Annotated in this window: 19 protein-coding genes and 1 pseudogene; 13 read left to right on the forward strand and 7 right to left on the reverse strand. The window is 69.2% G+C overall.

The window, feature by feature from the left end; translation table 11 throughout:
- The 5 genes and pseudogenes from PSPA7_RS18955 to fdxA all read left to right on the forward strand — a co-directional run bounded on the left by PSPA7_RS18955 (position 1) and on the right by fdxA (position 4,198).
- On the forward strand, positions 1-615 hold the full coding sequence (locus PSPA7_RS18955) for a LysE family translocator (protein WP_012076494.1): 615 nt from the start codon (positions 1-3) through the stop codon (positions 613-615).
- Between the two features lie 198 nt (positions 616-813).
- Complete coding sequence (locus PSPA7_RS18960) at positions 814-1,905, forward strand: polyamine ABC transporter substrate-binding protein (RefSeq protein WP_012076496.1); 1,092 nt, start codon at positions 814-816, stop codon at positions 1,903-1,905.
- A 418-nt stretch (positions 1,906-2,323) separates the two neighbouring features.
- A complete protein-coding gene (locus PSPA7_RS18965) occupies positions 2,324-3,187 on the forward strand; it encodes a DMT family transporter (RefSeq protein ID WP_012076498.1) in 864 nt (287 codons plus the stop codon).
- 9 nt (positions 3,188-3,196) lie between these two features.
- Positions 3,197-3,843: pseudogene (locus PSPA7_RS18970) on the forward strand (molybdopterin dinucleotide binding domain-containing protein); the annotation flags it as partial.
- Between the two features lie 16 nt (positions 3,844-3,859).
- Positions 3,860-4,198, forward strand: coding sequence for a ferredoxin FdxA (gene fdxA / locus PSPA7_RS18975; RefSeq protein WP_012076500.1), 339 nt, complete (start codon positions 3,860-3,862; stop codon positions 4,196-4,198).
- A gap of 14 nt (positions 4,199-4,212) precedes the next feature.
- Here the strand turns inward: fdxA and PSPA7_RS18980 are convergent, their stop codons facing one another.
- Positions 4,213-5,448 (reverse strand): NADH:flavin oxidoreductase/NADH oxidase family protein, encoded by a 1,236-nt coding sequence (locus tag PSPA7_RS18980; protein ID WP_012076501.1) that lies wholly within the window; start codon positions 5,446-5,448, stop codon positions 4,213-4,215.
- 124 nt (positions 5,449-5,572) lie between these two features.
- Positions 5,573-6,403 carry an alpha/beta fold hydrolase gene (locus PSPA7_RS18985; protein ID WP_012076502.1) on the reverse strand — a complete coding sequence of 277 codons (831 nt, stop codon included), beginning with the start codon at positions 6,401-6,403 and terminating at the stop codon, positions 5,573-5,575.
- A 218-nt stretch (positions 6,404-6,621) separates the two neighbouring features.
- Between PSPA7_RS18985 and PSPA7_RS18990 the strand changes: the two genes are divergently transcribed.
- Both PSPA7_RS18990 and PSPA7_RS18995 read left to right on the forward strand, forming a co-directional pair.
- The gene (locus PSPA7_RS18990; RefSeq protein WP_012076503.1) at positions 6,622-7,053 is read left to right on the forward strand and encodes a MerR family transcriptional regulator; all 432 of its coding nucleotides are present in this window, start codon (positions 6,622-6,624) and stop codon (positions 7,051-7,053) included.
- A gap of 144 nt (positions 7,054-7,197) precedes the next feature.
- Entirely contained in the window at positions 7,198-7,884 is a 687-nt protein-coding gene (locus PSPA7_RS18995; RefSeq protein ID WP_012076504.1) for a type 1 glutamine amidotransferase domain-containing protein, read from the forward strand.
- Between the two features lie 12 nt (positions 7,885-7,896).
- Here the strand turns inward: PSPA7_RS18995 and PSPA7_RS19000 are convergent, their stop codons facing one another.
- Complete coding sequence (locus PSPA7_RS19000; RefSeq protein WP_041025496.1) at positions 7,897-8,727, reverse strand: hypothetical protein; 831 nt, start codon at positions 8,725-8,727, stop codon at positions 7,897-7,899.
- 142 nt (positions 8,728-8,869) lie between these two features.
- The gene (locus PSPA7_RS19005) at positions 8,870-9,508 is read right to left on the reverse strand and encodes a DUF6348 family protein (protein WP_012076506.1); all 639 of its coding nucleotides are present in this window, start codon (positions 9,506-9,508) and stop codon (positions 8,870-8,872) included.
- Positions 9,509-9,698: 190 nt separating this feature from the next.
- Between PSPA7_RS19005 and PSPA7_RS19010 the strand changes: the two genes are divergently transcribed.
- The 4 genes from PSPA7_RS19010 (at position 9,699) to PSPA7_RS19025 (ending at position 11,531) form a co-directional block, all read left to right on the forward strand.
- Positions 9,699-10,178, forward strand: coding sequence for a VOC family protein (locus PSPA7_RS19010; RefSeq protein ID WP_012076507.1), 480 nt, complete (start codon positions 9,699-9,701; stop codon positions 10,176-10,178).
- A gap of 32 nt (positions 10,179-10,210) precedes the next feature.
- A complete protein-coding gene (locus tag PSPA7_RS19015) occupies positions 10,211-10,603 on the forward strand; it encodes a GFA family protein (protein ID WP_012076508.1) in 393 nt (130 codons plus the stop codon).
- A 29-nt stretch (positions 10,604-10,632) separates the two neighbouring features.
- Positions 10,633-10,911, forward strand: coding sequence for a hypothetical protein (locus PSPA7_RS19020; RefSeq protein ID WP_041025497.1), 279 nt, complete (start codon positions 10,633-10,635; stop codon positions 10,909-10,911).
- Between the two features lie 77 nt (positions 10,912-10,988).
- A complete protein-coding gene (locus PSPA7_RS19025) occupies positions 10,989-11,531 on the forward strand; it encodes a hypothetical protein (RefSeq protein WP_012076510.1) in 543 nt (180 codons plus the stop codon).
- A gap of 228 nt (positions 11,532-11,759) precedes the next feature.
- Here the strand turns inward: PSPA7_RS19025 and PSPA7_RS19035 are convergent, their stop codons facing one another.
- Positions 11,760-12,389 (reverse strand): TetR/AcrR family transcriptional regulator, encoded by a 630-nt coding sequence (locus PSPA7_RS19035; RefSeq protein WP_012076511.1) that lies wholly within the window; start codon positions 12,387-12,389, stop codon positions 11,760-11,762.
- 123 nt (positions 12,390-12,512) lie between these two features.
- Here PSPA7_RS19035 and PSPA7_RS19040 point away from each other — a divergent pair, with 123 nt between their 5' ends.
- Together PSPA7_RS19040 and PSPA7_RS19045 are read left to right on the forward strand one after the other, a co-directional pair.
- Positions 12,513-13,415, forward strand: coding sequence for a crotonase/enoyl-CoA hydratase family protein (locus PSPA7_RS19040; protein ID WP_012076512.1), 903 nt, complete (start codon positions 12,513-12,515; stop codon positions 13,413-13,415).
- Between the two features lie 52 nt (positions 13,416-13,467).
- Positions 13,468-15,252: an AMP-binding protein gene (locus tag PSPA7_RS19045; protein WP_012076513.1), complete on the forward strand. Its 1,785-nt coding sequence runs from the start codon at positions 13,468-13,470 to the stop codon at positions 15,250-15,252.
- A 201-nt stretch (positions 15,253-15,453) separates the two neighbouring features.
- Here PSPA7_RS19045 and PSPA7_RS19050 read toward each other — a convergent pair whose 3' ends face one another.
- Positions 15,454-15,840: a DUF1090 domain-containing protein gene (locus PSPA7_RS19050; protein ID WP_012076514.1), complete on the reverse strand. Its 387-nt coding sequence runs from the start codon at positions 15,838-15,840 to the stop codon at positions 15,454-15,456.
- Between the two features lie 406 nt (positions 15,841-16,246).
- Positions 16,247-16,780 carry a GNAT family N-acetyltransferase gene (locus tag PSPA7_RS19055; RefSeq protein ID WP_012076515.1) on the reverse strand — a complete coding sequence of 178 codons (534 nt, stop codon included), beginning with the start codon at positions 16,778-16,780 and terminating at the stop codon, positions 16,247-16,249.
- Positions 16,781-16,824 lie beyond the last annotated feature (44 nt).

The raw sequence follows: 16,824 nt of genomic DNA on the forward strand, positions 1-16,824 counted from the left end.
ATGCTGGAAACCTCGCTCTTCGTCGCCACCCTCGCCACCCTCGGCATGCTCTCGCCCGGCCCGGACTTCTTCCTGGTGATCCGCAACGCAGCGCGCTACCAGCGCTCGGCGGCGATGATGACCTCGCTGGGAGTGACCCTCGGGGTGGCCACCCACATGACCTACTGCGTCGCCGGCCTGGCCGTGGTGATCACCACCACGCCATGGCTGTTCAACGCGCTGAAGTACACCGGCGCGGTCTACCTGATCTGGATCGGCATCCAGGCCCTGCGCGCGCGCGGCGGCGGCCGCGTCGACCTGGCGCTCGGCGAGACGCAGCGCATCGGCCACTGGAGCGCATTCCTCCAGGGCTACCTGTGCAACCTGCTCAACCCCAAGGCCACGCTGTTCTTCCTCGCCGTGTTCACCCAGGTGCTGAGCCTGGACTCCAGCTTCGCCGAGAAGCTCTGGTACGCCGGCATCATCGTCGGCCTCGCCGCGCTCTGGTGGCCGCTGCTGGTGGTGCTGATCCAGAGCGCGGTGGTTCGTCGCGGCCTGGCCAGGGCCCAGGGGGTGGTCGACAAGCTGCTCGGCGGCCTGCTGATCGCCCTCGGGGTCAAGGTCGCCCTGAGTTGAGGCACGAGGCCGGGGCCTCGCCCCGGCGCGGCGCACTCTCCTGCCTGCGGGCCCGCAGGGAAAAGCCGCCCCTTTCCTCGCTTCCGGCAACGCGGGATAAAACCCGGGTGCCGGCCAGCGTTGCCGGCGCCCCCTGAGCGCCGGCGGCGAACCAGTCCGTCGCCGGCGCTGTCGTCAGCCGACAGGACACCTACAACAATGAAGACCCGCATCGCCTCCCTCACCCTCCTCGCCCTCGCTTGCGGCAACGGCGCCGCCTTCGCCGCCGACACCCTGAAGATCTACAACTGGTCCGAGTACATCGCCCCGGAGACCGTGGCGAACTTCGCCAGGGAAACCGGCGTCCAGGCCACCTACGACGTCTACGACAGCAACGAGACCCTCGACGGCAAGCTGATGACCGGCCAGTCCGGCTACGACGTGGTGTTCCCGTCGAACCACTTCATGGCCAAGCAGATCCAGGCCGGCGCCCTGAAGAAGCTCGACAAGAGCCAGCTGCCCAACTGGAAGAACCTCAACCCGGTGCTGCTCAAGGCCCTGGAGGTCAACGACCCGGGCAACCAGTACGGCTTCCCCTACCTCTGGGGCACCACCGGCATCGGCTACAACCCGGCGAAGATCAAGGCGGTGCTCGGCGACGACGCGCCGCTGGACTCCTGGGACATCTTCTTCAAGCCCGAGTACATGCAGAAGCTGAGCAAGTGCGGGGTGGCGGTGCTGGACAACGGCCCCGAGCTACTGCCCATCACCCTCAACTACCTCGGCCTGCCACACCACAGCCAGAAGGCCGACGACTACAAGCAGGCCCAGGCGGCGCTGCTGAAGGTGCGCCCGTACATCCGCTACTTCCACTCCTCGAAGTACGTCAGCGACCTGGCCAACGGCGAGATCTGCATGGTGGTCGGTTTCTCCGGCGACATCCTGCAGGCCGCGACCCGCGCCAAGGAGGCCAACAACGGCGTGGAAGTGCGCTACTCGACGCCGAAGGAAGGCTCGCCGCTGTGGTTCGACATGGTCTCGATGCCAATCGACGCGCCCGACGAGAAGGCCGGCTACGCCTTCATGAACTACCTGCTGCGTCCCGAGGTGATGGCGGCGATCAGCAACCACGTGCACTACGCCAACGGCAACCTGGCCGCCGACCCGCTGGTGGACGCGCAGATCAAGGCCGACCCGGCGATCTACCCGCCGCAGGAGAAGATGGCCAAGCTGTTCGCCCTGGAATCCATGCCGCAGAAGATCGACCGCGTGCGCACGCGTACCTGGAACACGGTGAAGACCGGCAAGTGAAGCCCGGCGCCGGCCCGGTTTGTCGCCGGGCTGGCGTTTTAGCGCAAGGCTCGCCCACAGGCTCGTCAAATCCCGGACGGCCCGCTATAGTCCCTCTCGTTGTCTTCATCGACCGGATAGCCTCCATGAACCAGCGCTCGCACAGCTCGCTCCCCGCCCTTCCGGTAGCCACCGGCGAGGTCGGCGCGCTCCAGCCGTGCGCCAGCCTGGGCTGCGTTTCCCCTCCTGTAGTCGCCTCGACTCCGCCTCCACCTCCCGGTTCGGCCGCCTGCCCGCCGCCGGGCGTCAGCCCCTGACGAGCGCGGTAGCGCCCCAACCCTCTTCCACAGCCCGCCGCGGCAGCACCATTCGCTGCCGACGCGTGCCGTCCGCCGCCGGCCCGAGCCCGCGGCATGCCCGACTACAAGGTGGCAGATCCATGCTTGCACTGAACAAATCCGCGCTGGCCGGCCTGGCCAGCACCAGCCTCTTCGTCCTGCTCTGGAGCAGCGGCGCGATCGCCTCGAAATGGGGCCTGGCGCATGCCTCGCCGTTCGCCTTCCTGGTGTTCCGCTTCGGCATCGCCCTGGCCTGCCTGCTGCCGCTCGCCCCGCTACTCAGGCTGCGCGCGCCGCGCAGCGCGCGTGAGCGCGGCAAGGCCCTGCTCACCGGCCTGGTGATGCTGGGGATCTATCCGATCTTCTATATCTTCTCGCTGAAGCTGCAGGTCACTCCCGGCATGATGGCGACCATCCTCGGCGTGCAACCGATCCTCACCGCCGTCATCCTCGAACGCCGGCAGTCGCCGGCGCGCCTGTTCGGCCTGCTGCTGGGCCTGGCCGGCCTGGTGCTGGTGGTCTACCAGGGCATCGGCCTGGCCGGGATGTCCACCGCCGGTATCCTCTGCGCGCTGCTGGCGCTGGCTGGCGTAACCGGCGGCTCGATCATGCAGAAGGGCATCCGCGAGAACCCGCTGGGCACCCTGCCCCTGCAGTACCTCGCCGGCCTCGGCCTGTGCCTGGCGTTCGTGCCCTTCCAGCCGTTCGAGTTCGAATGGAACGCCGGCTTCCTGGTCCCCGCGCTGTGGATGGGCGTGGTGGTGTCGGTGGGCGCGACCCTGCTGCTCTACCGGTTGATCGCCCAGGGCAACCTGGTCAACGTCACCAGCCTGTTCTACCTGGTGCCGGCGGTGACCGCGATCATGGACCTGCTGGTCTTCGGCAACCGCCTCGGCTGGCTCAGCCTGCTGGGCATGGGGCTGATCGTGGTCGGCCTGACGTTCGTCTTCCGCAAGGCCGGCTGAGCGAACGGCCAGCTGCACGTGCTGAACAACCGCAAGACCGCTGCCCACGCCGGCTTCGACGGGTGGCCGCCGACCGCCTGTTCCAGGCCATGCTCGGCAACCCGTCCGGGGTGGTCTTCGCCGAAACCAACCACGCCGAAAGCTGGCAGGCCGTGGCCCGTCCCGAGCAGCGGATCAACCTGCACATCCCCGAACTGTTGCCGGAACTGGCCAGGCTCGCCCACAGCGCGCCGTCCCACGACCCGGCCTCCCCCTTCATCCTCGCCGCCGGCGAGCGGCGCAGCGACACCAGCAATACCGCCGTGCGCGACACCGGCTGGCACCGCCGCGGGCGCTACGGCACCCTGCGCATCAGCCCGCAGGACGCCGAGGCGCTGGGCTGCGCCGACGGCGAGGTGCTGCGCGTGGTGACCCGTCGCGGCGGCGTCGAGGCGGAAGTGGAGATCAGCGACATGATGCAGCCGGGCAATGTCTCCCTGCCCAACGGCCAGGGCCTGGAATACCGCAACGCCAACGGCGAGGTAGTGCGCCGGGGCGTGGCGCCCAACGAGGTGACCGACTGCAGCCAGCGCGACTTCCTCGCCGGCACGCCCTGGCACAAGTACGTGCCGGCGCGCCTGGAGCGGTTGGCGCCGGCCGCGCCGGCCGACGCCTGAGCCGGGAGAGACGATCATGACCTTCGTCGTGCTGGAAGAATGCATCCGCTGCAAGCACACCGACTGCGTGGAAGTCTGTCCTGTGGACTGCTTCTACGAAGGCCCGAACTTCCTCGTCATCCACCCCGAGGAGTGCATCGACTGCGCGCTCTGCGAGCCGGAATGCCCGGTCGCCGCGATCCGCGCCGAGGACGAGGTGCCGCTCGGGCAACGGCAGTTCATCGGCCTCAACGGCGAACTCGCCGCGCATCCCAACTGGACGCGGATCACCCGCAAGAAGCCGGCGCCCGACGACCACGACGCCTGGTTCGGCATGCCGGGCAAGCTGGCCGAACTCGACCGCAACGGCGCCTGAGGCGCGGACAGCGCTCAGGCTTCGGCGCGCGAACGCATGAGCCGCCGGTAGCGACGGGTCTGCAGGAACGCGCCGGTCTGCTGCGCGAACAGCGCGCACAAAGGCGACACCCGTGGGTTGGTCGCCCTGCCCCGGCTCAGCTTGCGCAACTGAAACTTCACCGCCGCCATGTTCGCCAGCGAGGCCAGGGGTTTGTTCTTCCAGGTTATCGGCCGCAGCTGCGGCGCCGGGTCCCTGCCGGCGCGCCAGTCGCGCGGCAGGCCCGGCTCGAGGGCCAGCGCCGTGCCGATGCCGACCATGTCCACCCCGCTGGCCAGCACCTGCTCGGCCACCGGCCGTCGGCGAATGCCTCCCGTGACCATCACCGGCATCCGCGCCACCGTGCGGATGTCGCGGGCGAACTCGACGAAGTAGGCCTCGCGGGCCAGGGTCCGTCCATCGCGCGCCTCGCCATGCATGGCCGGTGCCTCGTAGCTGCCGCCCGACAGCTCGACCAGGTCGACGCCCAGGCCATCGAGCATCCGTACCACCTCGCGGGCATCGTCGGCGCTGAAGCCGCCACGCTGGAAGTCGGCGGAATTCAGCTTCACCGCCACCGCGAAAGCGGGGGAAACCTCGGCGCGCACCGCCCGGACGATCTCCAGCAGCAGGCGTGCGCGGTTCTCCAGGGAACCGCCCCAGGCATCCTCGCGACGGTTGCTCAGCGGCGAGAGGAACTGGCTGAGCAGGTAGCCGTGGGCGGCGTGGATCTGCACCCCGCTGAAGCCGGCCCGTTCGGCCAGCGCGGCGCTGCGGACGAATCGCCGGATGACCTCGGCGATCATCGCCTCGTCCATCGCCCGCGGCGTGGCGAAGTGCTTCGACAGCCCGCCCAGCTCCAGCGGCACCGCCGAGGGTGCCCAGGCCTGCTGGCCGAGGTTGGCCTGCATCTGCCGGCCCGGATGGTTGATCTGCAACCAGAACTGCGCGCCGGCGGAACGGCCGATACGCGCCCAGCGGCGGAATTTCTCCAGTTGCGCATCGTCTTCCAGGACCACCCCGCCAGGGCCGGTCATGGCGCGGCTGTCGATCATCACGTTGCCGCTGATCAGCAACCCGGCGCCGCCATCGGCCCAGGCCTGGTAGAGACGCATCAGCGCCTCGGAGGGCGCCTGCCCGGCGTCCGCCATGTTCTCTTCCATGGCGGCCTTGGCAATGCGGTTGGGGAGGGTCGAACCGTTGGGGAGCGAGAGGGGGTCGAACAGGTTCATGGGGCTACCTCGTAAGGACAGTGGCCCGACGATAAGATTGAAGTGAACTTCAAGGTCAATGCTTTTTTCCCATCCACCGGTTCGGTAGTGGCCGCCGGGCATGCCTGCCCGGCGGCCGTCACGCTCAACCGCGGATGAACGCCAGCAGGTCGGCGTTGATCACCTCGGCCTGGGTGGTCGGCATCCCGTGCGGGTAGCCCGGATAGGTCTTCAGCGTGCCGTTGCGCAGCAGCTTCGCCGAGCGTACGCCGGAGTTCTCGTAGGGCACGATCTGGTCGTCGTCGCCGTGCATCACCAGCACCGGGATGTCGATGCGCTTGAGGTCTTCGCTGAAATCGGTCTGGGAAAAGGCCACGATCCCGTCGTAGTGGGCCTTGGCGCCGCCCATCATGCCCTGCCGCCACCAGTTGCGGATGATCCCTTCCGAGGGCTTCGCCCCAGGTCGGTTGTAGCCGTAGAACGGGCCGGCGGGAATGTCCTGGTAGAACTGCGCGCGGTTCGCCGCCAGCTGCGCCTGCAGGTCGTCGAAGACGCTCTTCGGCAGGCCGCCGGGGTTGCCCTCGGTCTTCACCATCAGCGGCGGCACGGCGCTGATGATCGCCGCCTTCGGCACCGGGTCGTCGGGATAGCGGGCGATGTAGTGGACCACCTCGCCGCCGCCGGTGGAATGGCCGACGTGGATCGCGCCGCGCACCCCGAGGTGCTCGACCACCGCCGCCACGTCGTCGGCGTAGTGATCCATGTCGTGACCATCCCAGACCTGGCTGGAGCGTCCGTGGCCACGGCGGTCGTGGGCGACCACGCGGAAACCTTCGGCGAGGAAGAACAGCATCTGCGCATCCCAGTCGTCGGCGCTCAGCGGCCAGCCATGATGGAAACAGATCACCTGGGCGTCGCGCGGCCCCCAGTCCTTGTAGAAGATCTCGACGCCATCCTTCGTTGTCACATAACCCATGTCGCTTCTCCCGCTCTGGTGTGGATGCAGGCACCCGCGCGACAACGTCGGCGGGCACCCCGTGTAGAGTAGAAAGCCGCCGCCGGCGCGCCGCCTCGACGAGGAAAACGCGACCGACGGTAGCGCGCCGGCGACCAGCCTGTCGTGTTCGTCGCCCGGCGGTGAAACGACCCTAGGCTTGAAGTAGGCTTGAAGGTCAACGCATTTCGAGGTGCGACATGAAAATCGGCGAACTGGCGAAACTCACCGGCCTGGCGACTTCGCGCATCCGCTTCTACGAGGCCAGCGGGCTGATCCGCTCGCAGCGCAGGGCCAACGGCTACCGCGACTACACGGCGGACACCGTGTGGATCCTGAAGCTGGTCACCGGCGCCCAGGCCGCCGGCTTCTCCCTGGAGGAGATCGCTCGCCTGCTGCCGAGCGGCGACGGCGCCTGGCAGCACGGCGAGCTGCTCGAAGGCTTGCGCCGCAAGGTGGCCGAGATCGAGGCCCTGCAACGACGCCTGGAACAGAACAAGGCGCAATTGCTGCTGGCCATCGAGAGCATCGAGAACAAGCCGGAAGGCCTGCAGTGTACGGAGAACACCCAGCGCGTGCTGGAGCGTCTGCGCGAGGAAAGCCGCTTACAGAACGCCGGGCCTGCACGGTAAACCCGGCGCCCTCTCCCGCGCCGGCGGAGCAGCGGCTTTCACTTGACCTTGAAGCTGACTTCAACCCTAGAGTGACGCCAACCCGCCCGGACGGCATGCCGAAACCGGCGCCGGCGGGATCACTCACCGAGGAAGGTCAACGCAATGACCAAGCGCATCCTGCACGTCGTCACCAACGTCGCCCACTATGCCGATCCGACCCAGCCCACCGGGCTGTGGCTGTCGGAGTTGACCCATGCCTACGAGATCTTCGCCGCCCGGGGCTACCAGCAACGCCTGGTCAGCCCCCGCGGCGGCGAGTCGCCACTGGAGCCACGCGCCCTCGGCTGGCCCCACGCCGATGCCAGCGCCAAGGCCTGGCTGGCCGACGAGGCGCTACTGGCGCTACTGGCCGACACCGCCGCTCCCGAACAGGTCGACGCGGAGGCCTTCGACGCCATCTATTTCACCGGTGGCCACGGCGTGATGTGGGACTTCCCCGACGCCGCCGGGCTGCAGCGCCTGACCCGCGAGATCTACCAGCGCGGCGGCATCGTCTCGTCGGTCTGCCATGGCTATTGCGGCCTGCTCAACACACGCCTGGACGATGGCCGCCTGCTGGTCGCCGGGCGCCGCCTCACCGGCTATTCCTGGATCGAGGAGGTGCTCGCCGGGGTCGCCCGCAAGGTGCCGTACAACGTCGAGGAAGAAATGAAACGGCGCGGCGCGCTATACGAAAGGAGCCTGCTGCCGTTCACCAGCAAGGTGGTGGTCGACGGCCGACTGGTCACCGGGCAGAACCCGCAGTCGGCCAGGGCCACGGCCGAGCGGGTGGCCGCCCTGCTCGGCTGAGCGCGCGGCGCTTCAGTCCTGCGCACGCCTCACCTGGAAGTCGTGGCGCCGCTTGCCGATTAAGAACGACATCTGCATCGTCCCGTCGGCCAGGGGCCGCAGGATCGTCGCAGTGCTGGTCTTGTGGTAGGGGTGGCTGAACAGCGCCGGCTTTTCCGTGTAGGCGTAGCTGCGGAAATGCAGCTCGTCGCCGACCCAGCGCACGTCGTTGTAGAGGTGCCGCCAGTTATCGCTGTCGGCCATGTACAGGCGGGCGCCGCCGTCCGCGTCGCGGAGCACTTCGAGCTGTACGCCGTCGTCGTTCGCCCAGCGGCCGATATAGCGCTCCAGGCCGACATGCGGGGGAATCGCCGGCGCGGGGAGGAAGTCGCCGCTGCGGTACGGCGTCAGCCTGCCGCGCTCGGCGTCCGTGTTGTACATCCCGCACAGCGAGGCGACCCTGTCCACCTTCAGGTAATCGAAGGTCAGCTCGGCGCTGGCGATGCGCATGCCCAGGCGCATCGCCTGGGGCTTGAAGTCCAGAACCCGCAGGTCGAACTCGTCGAAGGGCGACCTGACATGGATGGAGCCGCCATCGTCGGCCACCCGGTAGTCGGACGTTTCGATCTCCCGACGTTCGTCGAGCTTCGAGCAGTTGAAGGGGTGCAGCAGCACCTTGCCGTCCGCCCGGTACTCGGCGACGTTGGCGATGCCGTTGCGCAGCGGCAGCATGGCCCAGATGCCGACGATGCGGCTCTGGTCCTCGGCGAGGGGCGACGACGGGGCGGGTTCCCCCGCCTCCTTGTGGGCGCAGCCGCCCAGGACCAGGGCGGCCAGGGCGAAAGGAAGGAATCTGTTCGGCATGCGGGTCATCCATGATTCGTTGGCGAAAACCCCCAGCGCCGCGCTGGAGCATGGCGTTCGCGGACGGCTGCGGAGCGTAGCGCAGAGCGCCGCTCCGCTGCCAGCGACCGGTTCCGCCTTGCGGGCTGCGCGACGCGGCGGCCTATGCCAGCGGCTTGAGCATCAGGAAGTTGCGCACGCTGTAGTAACCCTGCGAATCCCGCCAGTCGAGAGCGGCCAGGCTCTGCATGCCGGCCTCCCACGGCTGGTTGTCGAACAGCGCTTCCACCGTGCGCTGGTTGCCGAAGGCGCAGAAGAAATGCCGGAACCAGTGCAGGCGCGGGTCCAGCGGCTCGGCGCGGATCGCCCGCTCGATGCCCGGGAACAGCCCCGCCGGCAGCGCTGGCGCCTTGCCCTCGGCACCGCGCAGGCCGAGGTTGCCGATGTGCGCCTCGAAACGCCGCTCGCCGATCTCCCAGGTTTCCACCAGCACCTGGTCCTCCCCGGCATGTCCCCAGAACACCGAGAGCAGGACATGCAGGGAATTGGAGCAGAAATTGCGCAACGCGTCCTGCAAACCCTCCTCGCCGCCACCGATGCCGGCGAAGGCCTCCTGCAACTGGCGCTCGTCCTCCAGCAGCACGTCGACATCCAGCCGTCCGGTCTTCTCCCCCGGGTACCAGGTGGCGCGGATCGCCGGCAGCCGCCCGTTGGGTGCCACCCATTCGCCGTGCGCGACGTACTCGATCTGGTGGGAGTCGAACAGTGCAGCCAGGTGCTGCGAGGCGGAGACCGCTTCCATGGGTTGTCCCTTCATGCGTCGATGGCGCGCCCGAGGCGGCCAGGAAAACCCGGCGAGGCCGGGCGAAACGCGGCATAGGGTAGCGTAGATCGACACGCGCGGCGCGCCCGCCCGTTCGGCGCCTGCGCGGGCCGCCCGCCGCCGGGCGGCTAGACTGCCTGGGTCGCCCCCCGCCCGTGGAGACCGCCCCATGACCAGCAAGAACACCATCTGCCTCTGGTACGACAACGCCGCACTGGAGGCCGCGACCTTCTACGCCGAGACCTTCCCGGACAGCGCCGTGCTGGCCATCCACCGCGCCCCCGGCGACTACCCTTCCGGCAAGGAAGGCGACGTGCTGACGGTGGAGTTCCGCGTGATGGGCATTCCCTGCCTCGGTCTCAACGGCGGGCCGGCGTTCCGCCACAGCGAGGCGTTCTCCTTCCAGGTCGCCACCGACGACCAGGCCGAGACCGACCGGCTGTGGCACGCCATCGTCGACAATGGCGGCGAGGCAAGCGCCTGCGGTTGGTGTCGCGACAAGTGGGGCCTGTCCTGGCAGATCACCCCGCGCGTGCTCAGCCAGGCCATCGCCAGTCCGGACCGCGCGGCGGCCAGGCGCGCCTTCGAGGCGATGATGACGATGGGCAGGATCGATATCGCGGCGATCGAGAAGGCCTTCCGAGGCTGAGCCGGCCCACTGGATCACAGAGGAGTTGCGAAATGGACCGATACACCGGCGGCTGCCTCTGCGGCCAACTCCGCCTGGTGGCGAGCGGCCAGCCCTACCGGGTCGGTCTCTGCCATTGCCTGGACTGCCGCAAGCACCACGGCGCGCTGTTCCACGCCTCGGCGATCTTCCCCGAGGACGCGGTGCGCATCGAGGGCGAAAGCCGCGACTACGCCGGGCGCTGCTTCTGTCCGCACTGCGGCTCGTCGGTGTTCTCGCGCAGCGCCGACGAGATCGAGGTCAGCCTCGGCGCCCTCGACGCCCCCGACCGGTTGCGCCCCACCTATGAACTCTGGACTATCCGCCGCGAGAGCTGGCTGCCGGCGTTTCCGCTGGCCCGCCATTATGAAGGGGATCGCCCGGGCAACGGACGCAGTGAAGAATGAAGTTCAAACCCCAGGAAAAAGGTATCGCCATGGACGAATCGTTCGAAGAACATCTGGAACTCGCCAAGACGCTGTTCGCGCGGCGCCTGCCGTACTGGTGCGACGCTTTCCTGCGCCCGGCCGACCAGGCCTTCCACGCCTTCCTGAACGCACATGGCCACGCCACCACCTACCTGGTGCTCGAAGGCTTCGATCCAGTCTATATTCCTCGCGGCTGCGACCTGGATGCCGTACGCGCGACCGCCAGGGCCAGGGCCCGCCTGAGGGAGGAAGGCGCGGCGAAGGACACGCTGCCCATCCTGCTCTGATCGCCTCCCGCCCGGATGGCGGAGCGTCCCGGGCCAGCCCTTCGCCCCCACGCATTGCCCGCCAACGGAAGGCCCCGATGAACCCCCAGCCCCTGTTCCGTCTCGCCGCCTGCCTGGCCCTCCTCCTGCCGGCGGCCTGTGCCACGCCCCGCCCCGCCACGCCGGCGGACCCCGCCACGCTGTTCGCCGACGCCCTGCGCTGCCGCGGCGCCTTCCCCGACGGCCGTGACCCGGCGATAGCCGGCTACCTGCGCGCCAATGGCGTCGAGATACAGGACCGCGTGCCCGGCGGGCCCCTCGACCTGCTCTACCGCTTCGCCAGGCCGCCGCGCATCGACGGCAGCCTGGTGAACGCGGTGCGCGTGCGCGGTGGCAACGGCGTGCTGGTGATGGCCTATGCCGAAGGCGACCTCGAAGACTTCGCCCGCCGCCAGGGTGCGGCGCCCCACCCCGGCGAACACGCCGCCGCGGATGGCTTCGGTGAACTGGAGGTGCTCTACAGCCGGCCCCTTCCACTGCGCCCCGGCCTCGACCAACGCCCGCCGCGCCTGGTGATCGGCCGCGGCATCGAGGCGGCGACGCGCGCGTTCCGCTGGGGCTGCCGGAGCTACGACGGCTGAACGCGGCAAGCCCGGTCAAGGACAACCAGCCCAGGGTCCGACGCCGCCAGCCAGGATCAGGGCGCCTCCGGCCCGGGCAGGCGCGGCGCCAGCCTCAGCATGGCGTCGAGCGCCCCCCGGCGCGCAATGGGCCTCTCACCTTCCTTCGCCAACGTTGCATCTTCCTCGCCTGTGCCGGAAGCGAGGCGATCGAGAACGGGGCAAGGCCGGGCAAGCCGCGACCTCCCTTCAAGCGTCCCGCCCATCGCCTCCAGGTCCGGGGGCCCGCAGGAGAATGCGCACCGCCCAGAGCCACTGGGCGATGAGGGTCTCGTTATGTTCCGGATTGCCCAGCAGCACGCTCGACAGCGCCATGCCGCGCAGGAAACGGATGCTCAGCGACTTCACCGCGTCGTAGTTGGGCGTTTCCCGGACCGCCGCGAACAGGCTGTCGACCACCCGTTCGCGCTCGACCCAGGCCTGCCGCTCGGCGTCCCTGACCGCGGCCTGCAGGTCGGCGTCGGTGCGCGAGGCGCCCCACAGCTCCAGCTCGGCGAGAAAGGCCGGACGCAGGCTCATCGCCGCGAGAATGCGTATCGCGCGCTCGACCGGGTCGCTGACCCCGGCCATGGTCGACTCGGCCTGGCGCACCGCTTCGTCGTTGCGCCGCACCAGCTCCTCGATGGTGGCCGAGAGCAGCGCCGCATGGGTCGGGAAGTGATGGAGCAGCGCGCCACGGCTGGCGCCCGAGCGGCGCTGCACTTCGAGGGTGGTGGTCCGGCTCGCGCCCAGTTCGATCAGCGACGACACGGCCGCATCGAGAAGGCGTTGGCGGGTGGGGACTTTACTGGCGGGCGAGGGACTGCTTGCTGCTGGCATGACGGGCTATTCACTCGACGAATGATGGAAACAGTCAGGATTGACTGTCCGCTCGGGCATTCATACAGTCAACCCTGACTGTGCTGTCCCGAACAACCGAGATCCTACTCCCTGGAGACCGAGATGCCGACCTTCGCCACCGTCAAGATCGAACTGGATCCGCAGTCCCCGCGCATCGCGCGGCTGCTGCTGAACCGCCCGGAGCGCCTGAACGCCATCACCGACCAGACGCCACGCGACATCCGCGCCGCGGTGGAGTGGGCGGAGGCCCACGACGAGGTCCACGTGATCGTCGTGGAAGGCGCCGGCAAGGGCTTCTGCGGTGGCTACGACCTGGCGGCCTCGGCCGAACGGATGCTGGAACACCCCTGCCAGCAGGAAAGCAGCCCCTGGGACCCGATGCTCGACTACGCCTGCATGAAACGGAACACCGAGGACTTCATGAGCCTCTGGCGCTGCAGCAAGCCGACCATCGCCAAGGTGCACGGCCACGCCGTGGCCGGCGGCAGCGACATCGCGCTGAGCTGCGACCTGCTGGTGATGGCCGAGGATGCGCGGATCGGCTACATGCCGACGCGCGTCTGGGGCTGTCCGACCACCGCGATGTGGACCTTCCGCCTCGGCTTCGCCCGCGCCAAGCAACTGATGTTCACCGGCGACGTCCTCGACGGCGCCACCGCCGCGGCCTGGGGCCTGGCCAACCTGGCGGTGCCGGCGGAGGAGCTGGAGGCGGCGACCCTGAAGCTCGCCGAGCGCATCGCCGGGGTGCCCAGGTCGCACCTGGCGATGCACAAGATGGTGGTCAACCAGGTGATGCTGAACATGGGCCTGGAGCAGACGCAAAGCCTGGCCACCCTGTTCGACGGCATCACCCGGCACAACCCCGAGGGTGTCTGGTTCCGCCGCTACGCCCAGGCCGAGGGCTTCAAGGCGGCGGTGGAATGGCGCGACAGCGGCCGGCCGATCCCCGAGCGGGAAGAGGCTCGCGAGCTGATCCGCGACCTGGAGGCACGGCTGAAGCCGTAGTCCACTTCCGTACCGCGCGCGCATGCCGCGCGCAGCCACCCGGAGATGCCCGATGTCGACCGCCGTCCCACGCAACGCCGAGTTGCACCGGCGCCTGGCCGCCACCCCCAGCCCCTTCGACCTGCTCGCCGCGACGGTGCGAGAGGTACCGCAGCGAACCGCCCTGGAATGCCTCCCCGACGACCTCGCCGGTGCCCCGCAGGCGCTCAGCTACCGCCAGTTGCTGCTGGACGTGCAGCGCTTCGCGGCGGCGCTGCGGGCGACCGGCGTCCGCCAGGAGGAAGCGGTGGCCATCCTGCTGCCCTTCGTTCCCCAGGCGGTGGTCGCCCTTCTCGCCGCCAGCGCCGTGGCCGTCGCCTTCCCGGTCAACCTGCTGCTCTCGGCGGAGGCGATCCGCACGCAACTGGAGCTGGCGCGCTGCCGCGTCGTCGTCTGCCTGGGCCCGCATCCGGCGCTGGACGTACGGGAGCGGGTCGGCCAGGCGCTCGCCGCGATGGCCGGGCCGCCGCTGCTGGTCGAGGTGCCACTGGCCGGAGCGACGCCCGGCGCGCTGTGCTGGAACGCCTTCATCGCTCGTTCCGCCAGCGGCGTGGACGCGCCCGACGCGCCCGAGCGCCTCGGCGCGCTGGTCCACACCGGCGGCAGCACCGGGCAGCCGCGCCTGGCGCGCCTGTCGCTGCGCAACATGGCCAGCGCGGCGCTCATGGCCGGCGCCGGCCTCGGCATCCGGCCCGAGGAGCGGCTGCTCAGCGGCTTGCCACTGTTCCACGTCGGCGGCGCCATCGACGCCCTGCTGGCCGCGCTGGCGGTGGGCGCCACCCTGGTCTTCCCGACCGCGCTGGGAATGCGCAACCCGGCCGTGGTCCGGCAGGTCTGGCAGATCGTCGCGCGCTACCGGATCACCCTGCTGGCGGCCGTGCCGACCTCGCTCGCCGCGATCCGCGACAGCCCGCTCGCGGATGCCGACCTCAGCCAGCTGCGGGCGCTGATGACCGGCGGCTCGCCGCTGCCCGAGGAACTCGCCCGGCACCTGCGGGCCCGCACCGGCAAGCCTATCTACCAGCTCTACGGCATGACCGAGTCGAGCGGCATCGCCAGCGCCCAGCTCACCAGCGGCCAGCCTGCGGCCCACGCGGCCGGGGTGCCCGTGCCAGGGGTCGAGATCGCCCTCGGCGAGCCCGGCGTGTACCGGCCGGGGGCGAAGGGCGAAATCCTCGTGCGCGGGCCGAACGTCTTCCATGGCTACCTGACCGCCCAGGGCGTGGTCGACGATCCGCGCGGCGGCTGGCTCGCCTCCGGCGACCTCGGCGAGGTCTCGGCCGACGGCGAGCTACGGATCGTCGGTCGCAGCAAGGATGTGATCATCCGCAGCGGGCACAACATCGATCCCCTGCTCATCGAGGAGACCGCCCACCAGCATCCGGACGTGGCCCAGGCCGCTGCGGTGGCGATGCCCGACGACTATGCCGGCGAGGTCCCGGTGCTGTTCGTGGTGGCGCGCGCAGGCGCGCAGGTCATGCCCGGTGAGATCGCCACCTTCGTCGCGCAACGCATCGCCGAACCGCCGGCGCGTCCCCGCCAGGTCTTCGTTCTCGACGAACTGCCGCTGACCCCGTTCGGCAAGATCGCGCGCTTCCGCCTGCGCCAGCGCGCGGTTGAACAGCGGGTCGGCGAATTGCTGGCGGAGCGCCTCGGCGCAATCACGGTGAGCTGCGACGACCCCGCCGCCAGGCGCGTGACGATCGGCAGCGGACAACGCCTGGAGGAACCCCGGCGCGCGGAGATCGAGCGTCTGTTGCAGCGCTTCGACCTGCAACTGGAGATCCGCCAGCGCTAGCGAAGGCAGCGGTCCGGTGGCTGGCTGGCGGAGATTCTGGTCATTTCCGGGGCACCGCTCCCGGCGCGGGCTGCCACGCCTGTCCAGGCGCCTGCTGCGAGGCACACCATGCGATCGAGGGCAGGCGGCGTCCGGCCACGGGGAGACCATGTGCCGCCAGTTGAAGCGAAAGGGGAAGCGTCCGGCTCTCGCTGTTCTCTCCTACCCCTGCAGCTCGCTTCTCGCCTCGGCCAACTCTCGCTGGGCCTTCCTCAGCTTGCGGGCTTTGCTACGGATCTTGTCTTCCTTGCCGCTGGCCTGGGCCTCCAGCAGTTCCTCCCGCCTTTCCTCGACTTCCTGTTCTTTCTTGCGAATATTCTCTTCATGTTTTCGAAGCAACGAGGCATCGGTGCAGTGCGCCTCGATCCTCTGCAAGGCGATTCGCAATCCGGCTTCACGGTGCGTATTGTCGTGCATCCGGGCATAGTCGATCTGCTGGCGGATCCTGGCCTTCTTGGCCTCGCAGCCTCTGAATTCAGCGTGGGATTGAGCTGACACACCAAGCAGAATGGCGAGCATCAGCGACAGCGCCTTGTTGTTCCTGGCCATCGGGCTTCCTTGTTGCGTGTGGCGACAGCGAGCGAAAGCGGACTCCCGCCCTCCGCCTTTTATCCATGAAGGCATTCCTCATGGGCAGGCCGGCTTTATATGTTTCCGCCCGTAACAACCGATATAGGACGTTTCCGAAAGGGCCGGGGTCGCCAGGGCGATCCGCCTGGCGACCGTTCCCGCCCGCCCGGCTGCGCGGCGTCACGTTCCTGTAGCCAGCGCGGCACCTGGCGACCGGGGTTCGCCCTGCGACGCCCGCGGGCCATGGTCGCAAGCCGAGGAACGGCAGGCGCCGCGACTGGCGTGGTCGCACAGGGCCGGTGGCAGCGGACGCGGCAACCGATTCACTGCATGGGCAAACGGACCGCACCCGGCCGAAAGCCATTCCTCGACGTGCCTCGCCTCTTCACTCCGCCACCCTGCCCTCGACCCGCCGCAACCGCGCCATGCTGTACACATCCACGAAGCGCCCATCCCGCACCGCGTAGTCGCGCATCTCCCCCTCCGTCTCGAAGCCGAACCTGCGATACAGCGCCAGCGCCGGGGCATTGTCGGTGTAGACGGTGAGTTCGAGGCGGCGCAGGTTCATCCAGTTGTCGGCGATGTCCAGCAGTTCGCCGAGCAGGCGGCTGCCGACGCCCTTGCCCTGCCAGGCGACGGCGACGCCCATGCCGATGCTGCCGCTGTGGCTGCGGCGGATGCGCGGGTGCCGTTCGAGGCTGGCGCTGCCGATGACGTCGCCCTGGTGCAGGGCGACGAGGATCAGCAGGCGGTCGTCGTCCGCGCTGCCCTGCAACTGCCTGCGGCGCTGCTCCACCGACTGGTAGGGCATCTGCAGGACCTGGCGGGCCACGGCGGGGTCGTTGTACAGGGCGGTGAGGCCTTCCACGTGGCGTTCGCTGTAGCGTTCGAGGCGGATCGTCGGCGATTCGGCGGTCATTGCGGTCGTCCCTGGCTGTCTGGCCGTCCAGCATAAGCGTCTGC

Origin of the sequence: Pseudomonas paraeruginosa PA7 (assembly GCF_000017205.1) — a bacterium.
Taxonomy (GTDB): domain Bacteria; phylum Pseudomonadota; class Gammaproteobacteria; order Pseudomonadales; family Pseudomonadaceae; genus Pseudomonas; species Pseudomonas paraeruginosa.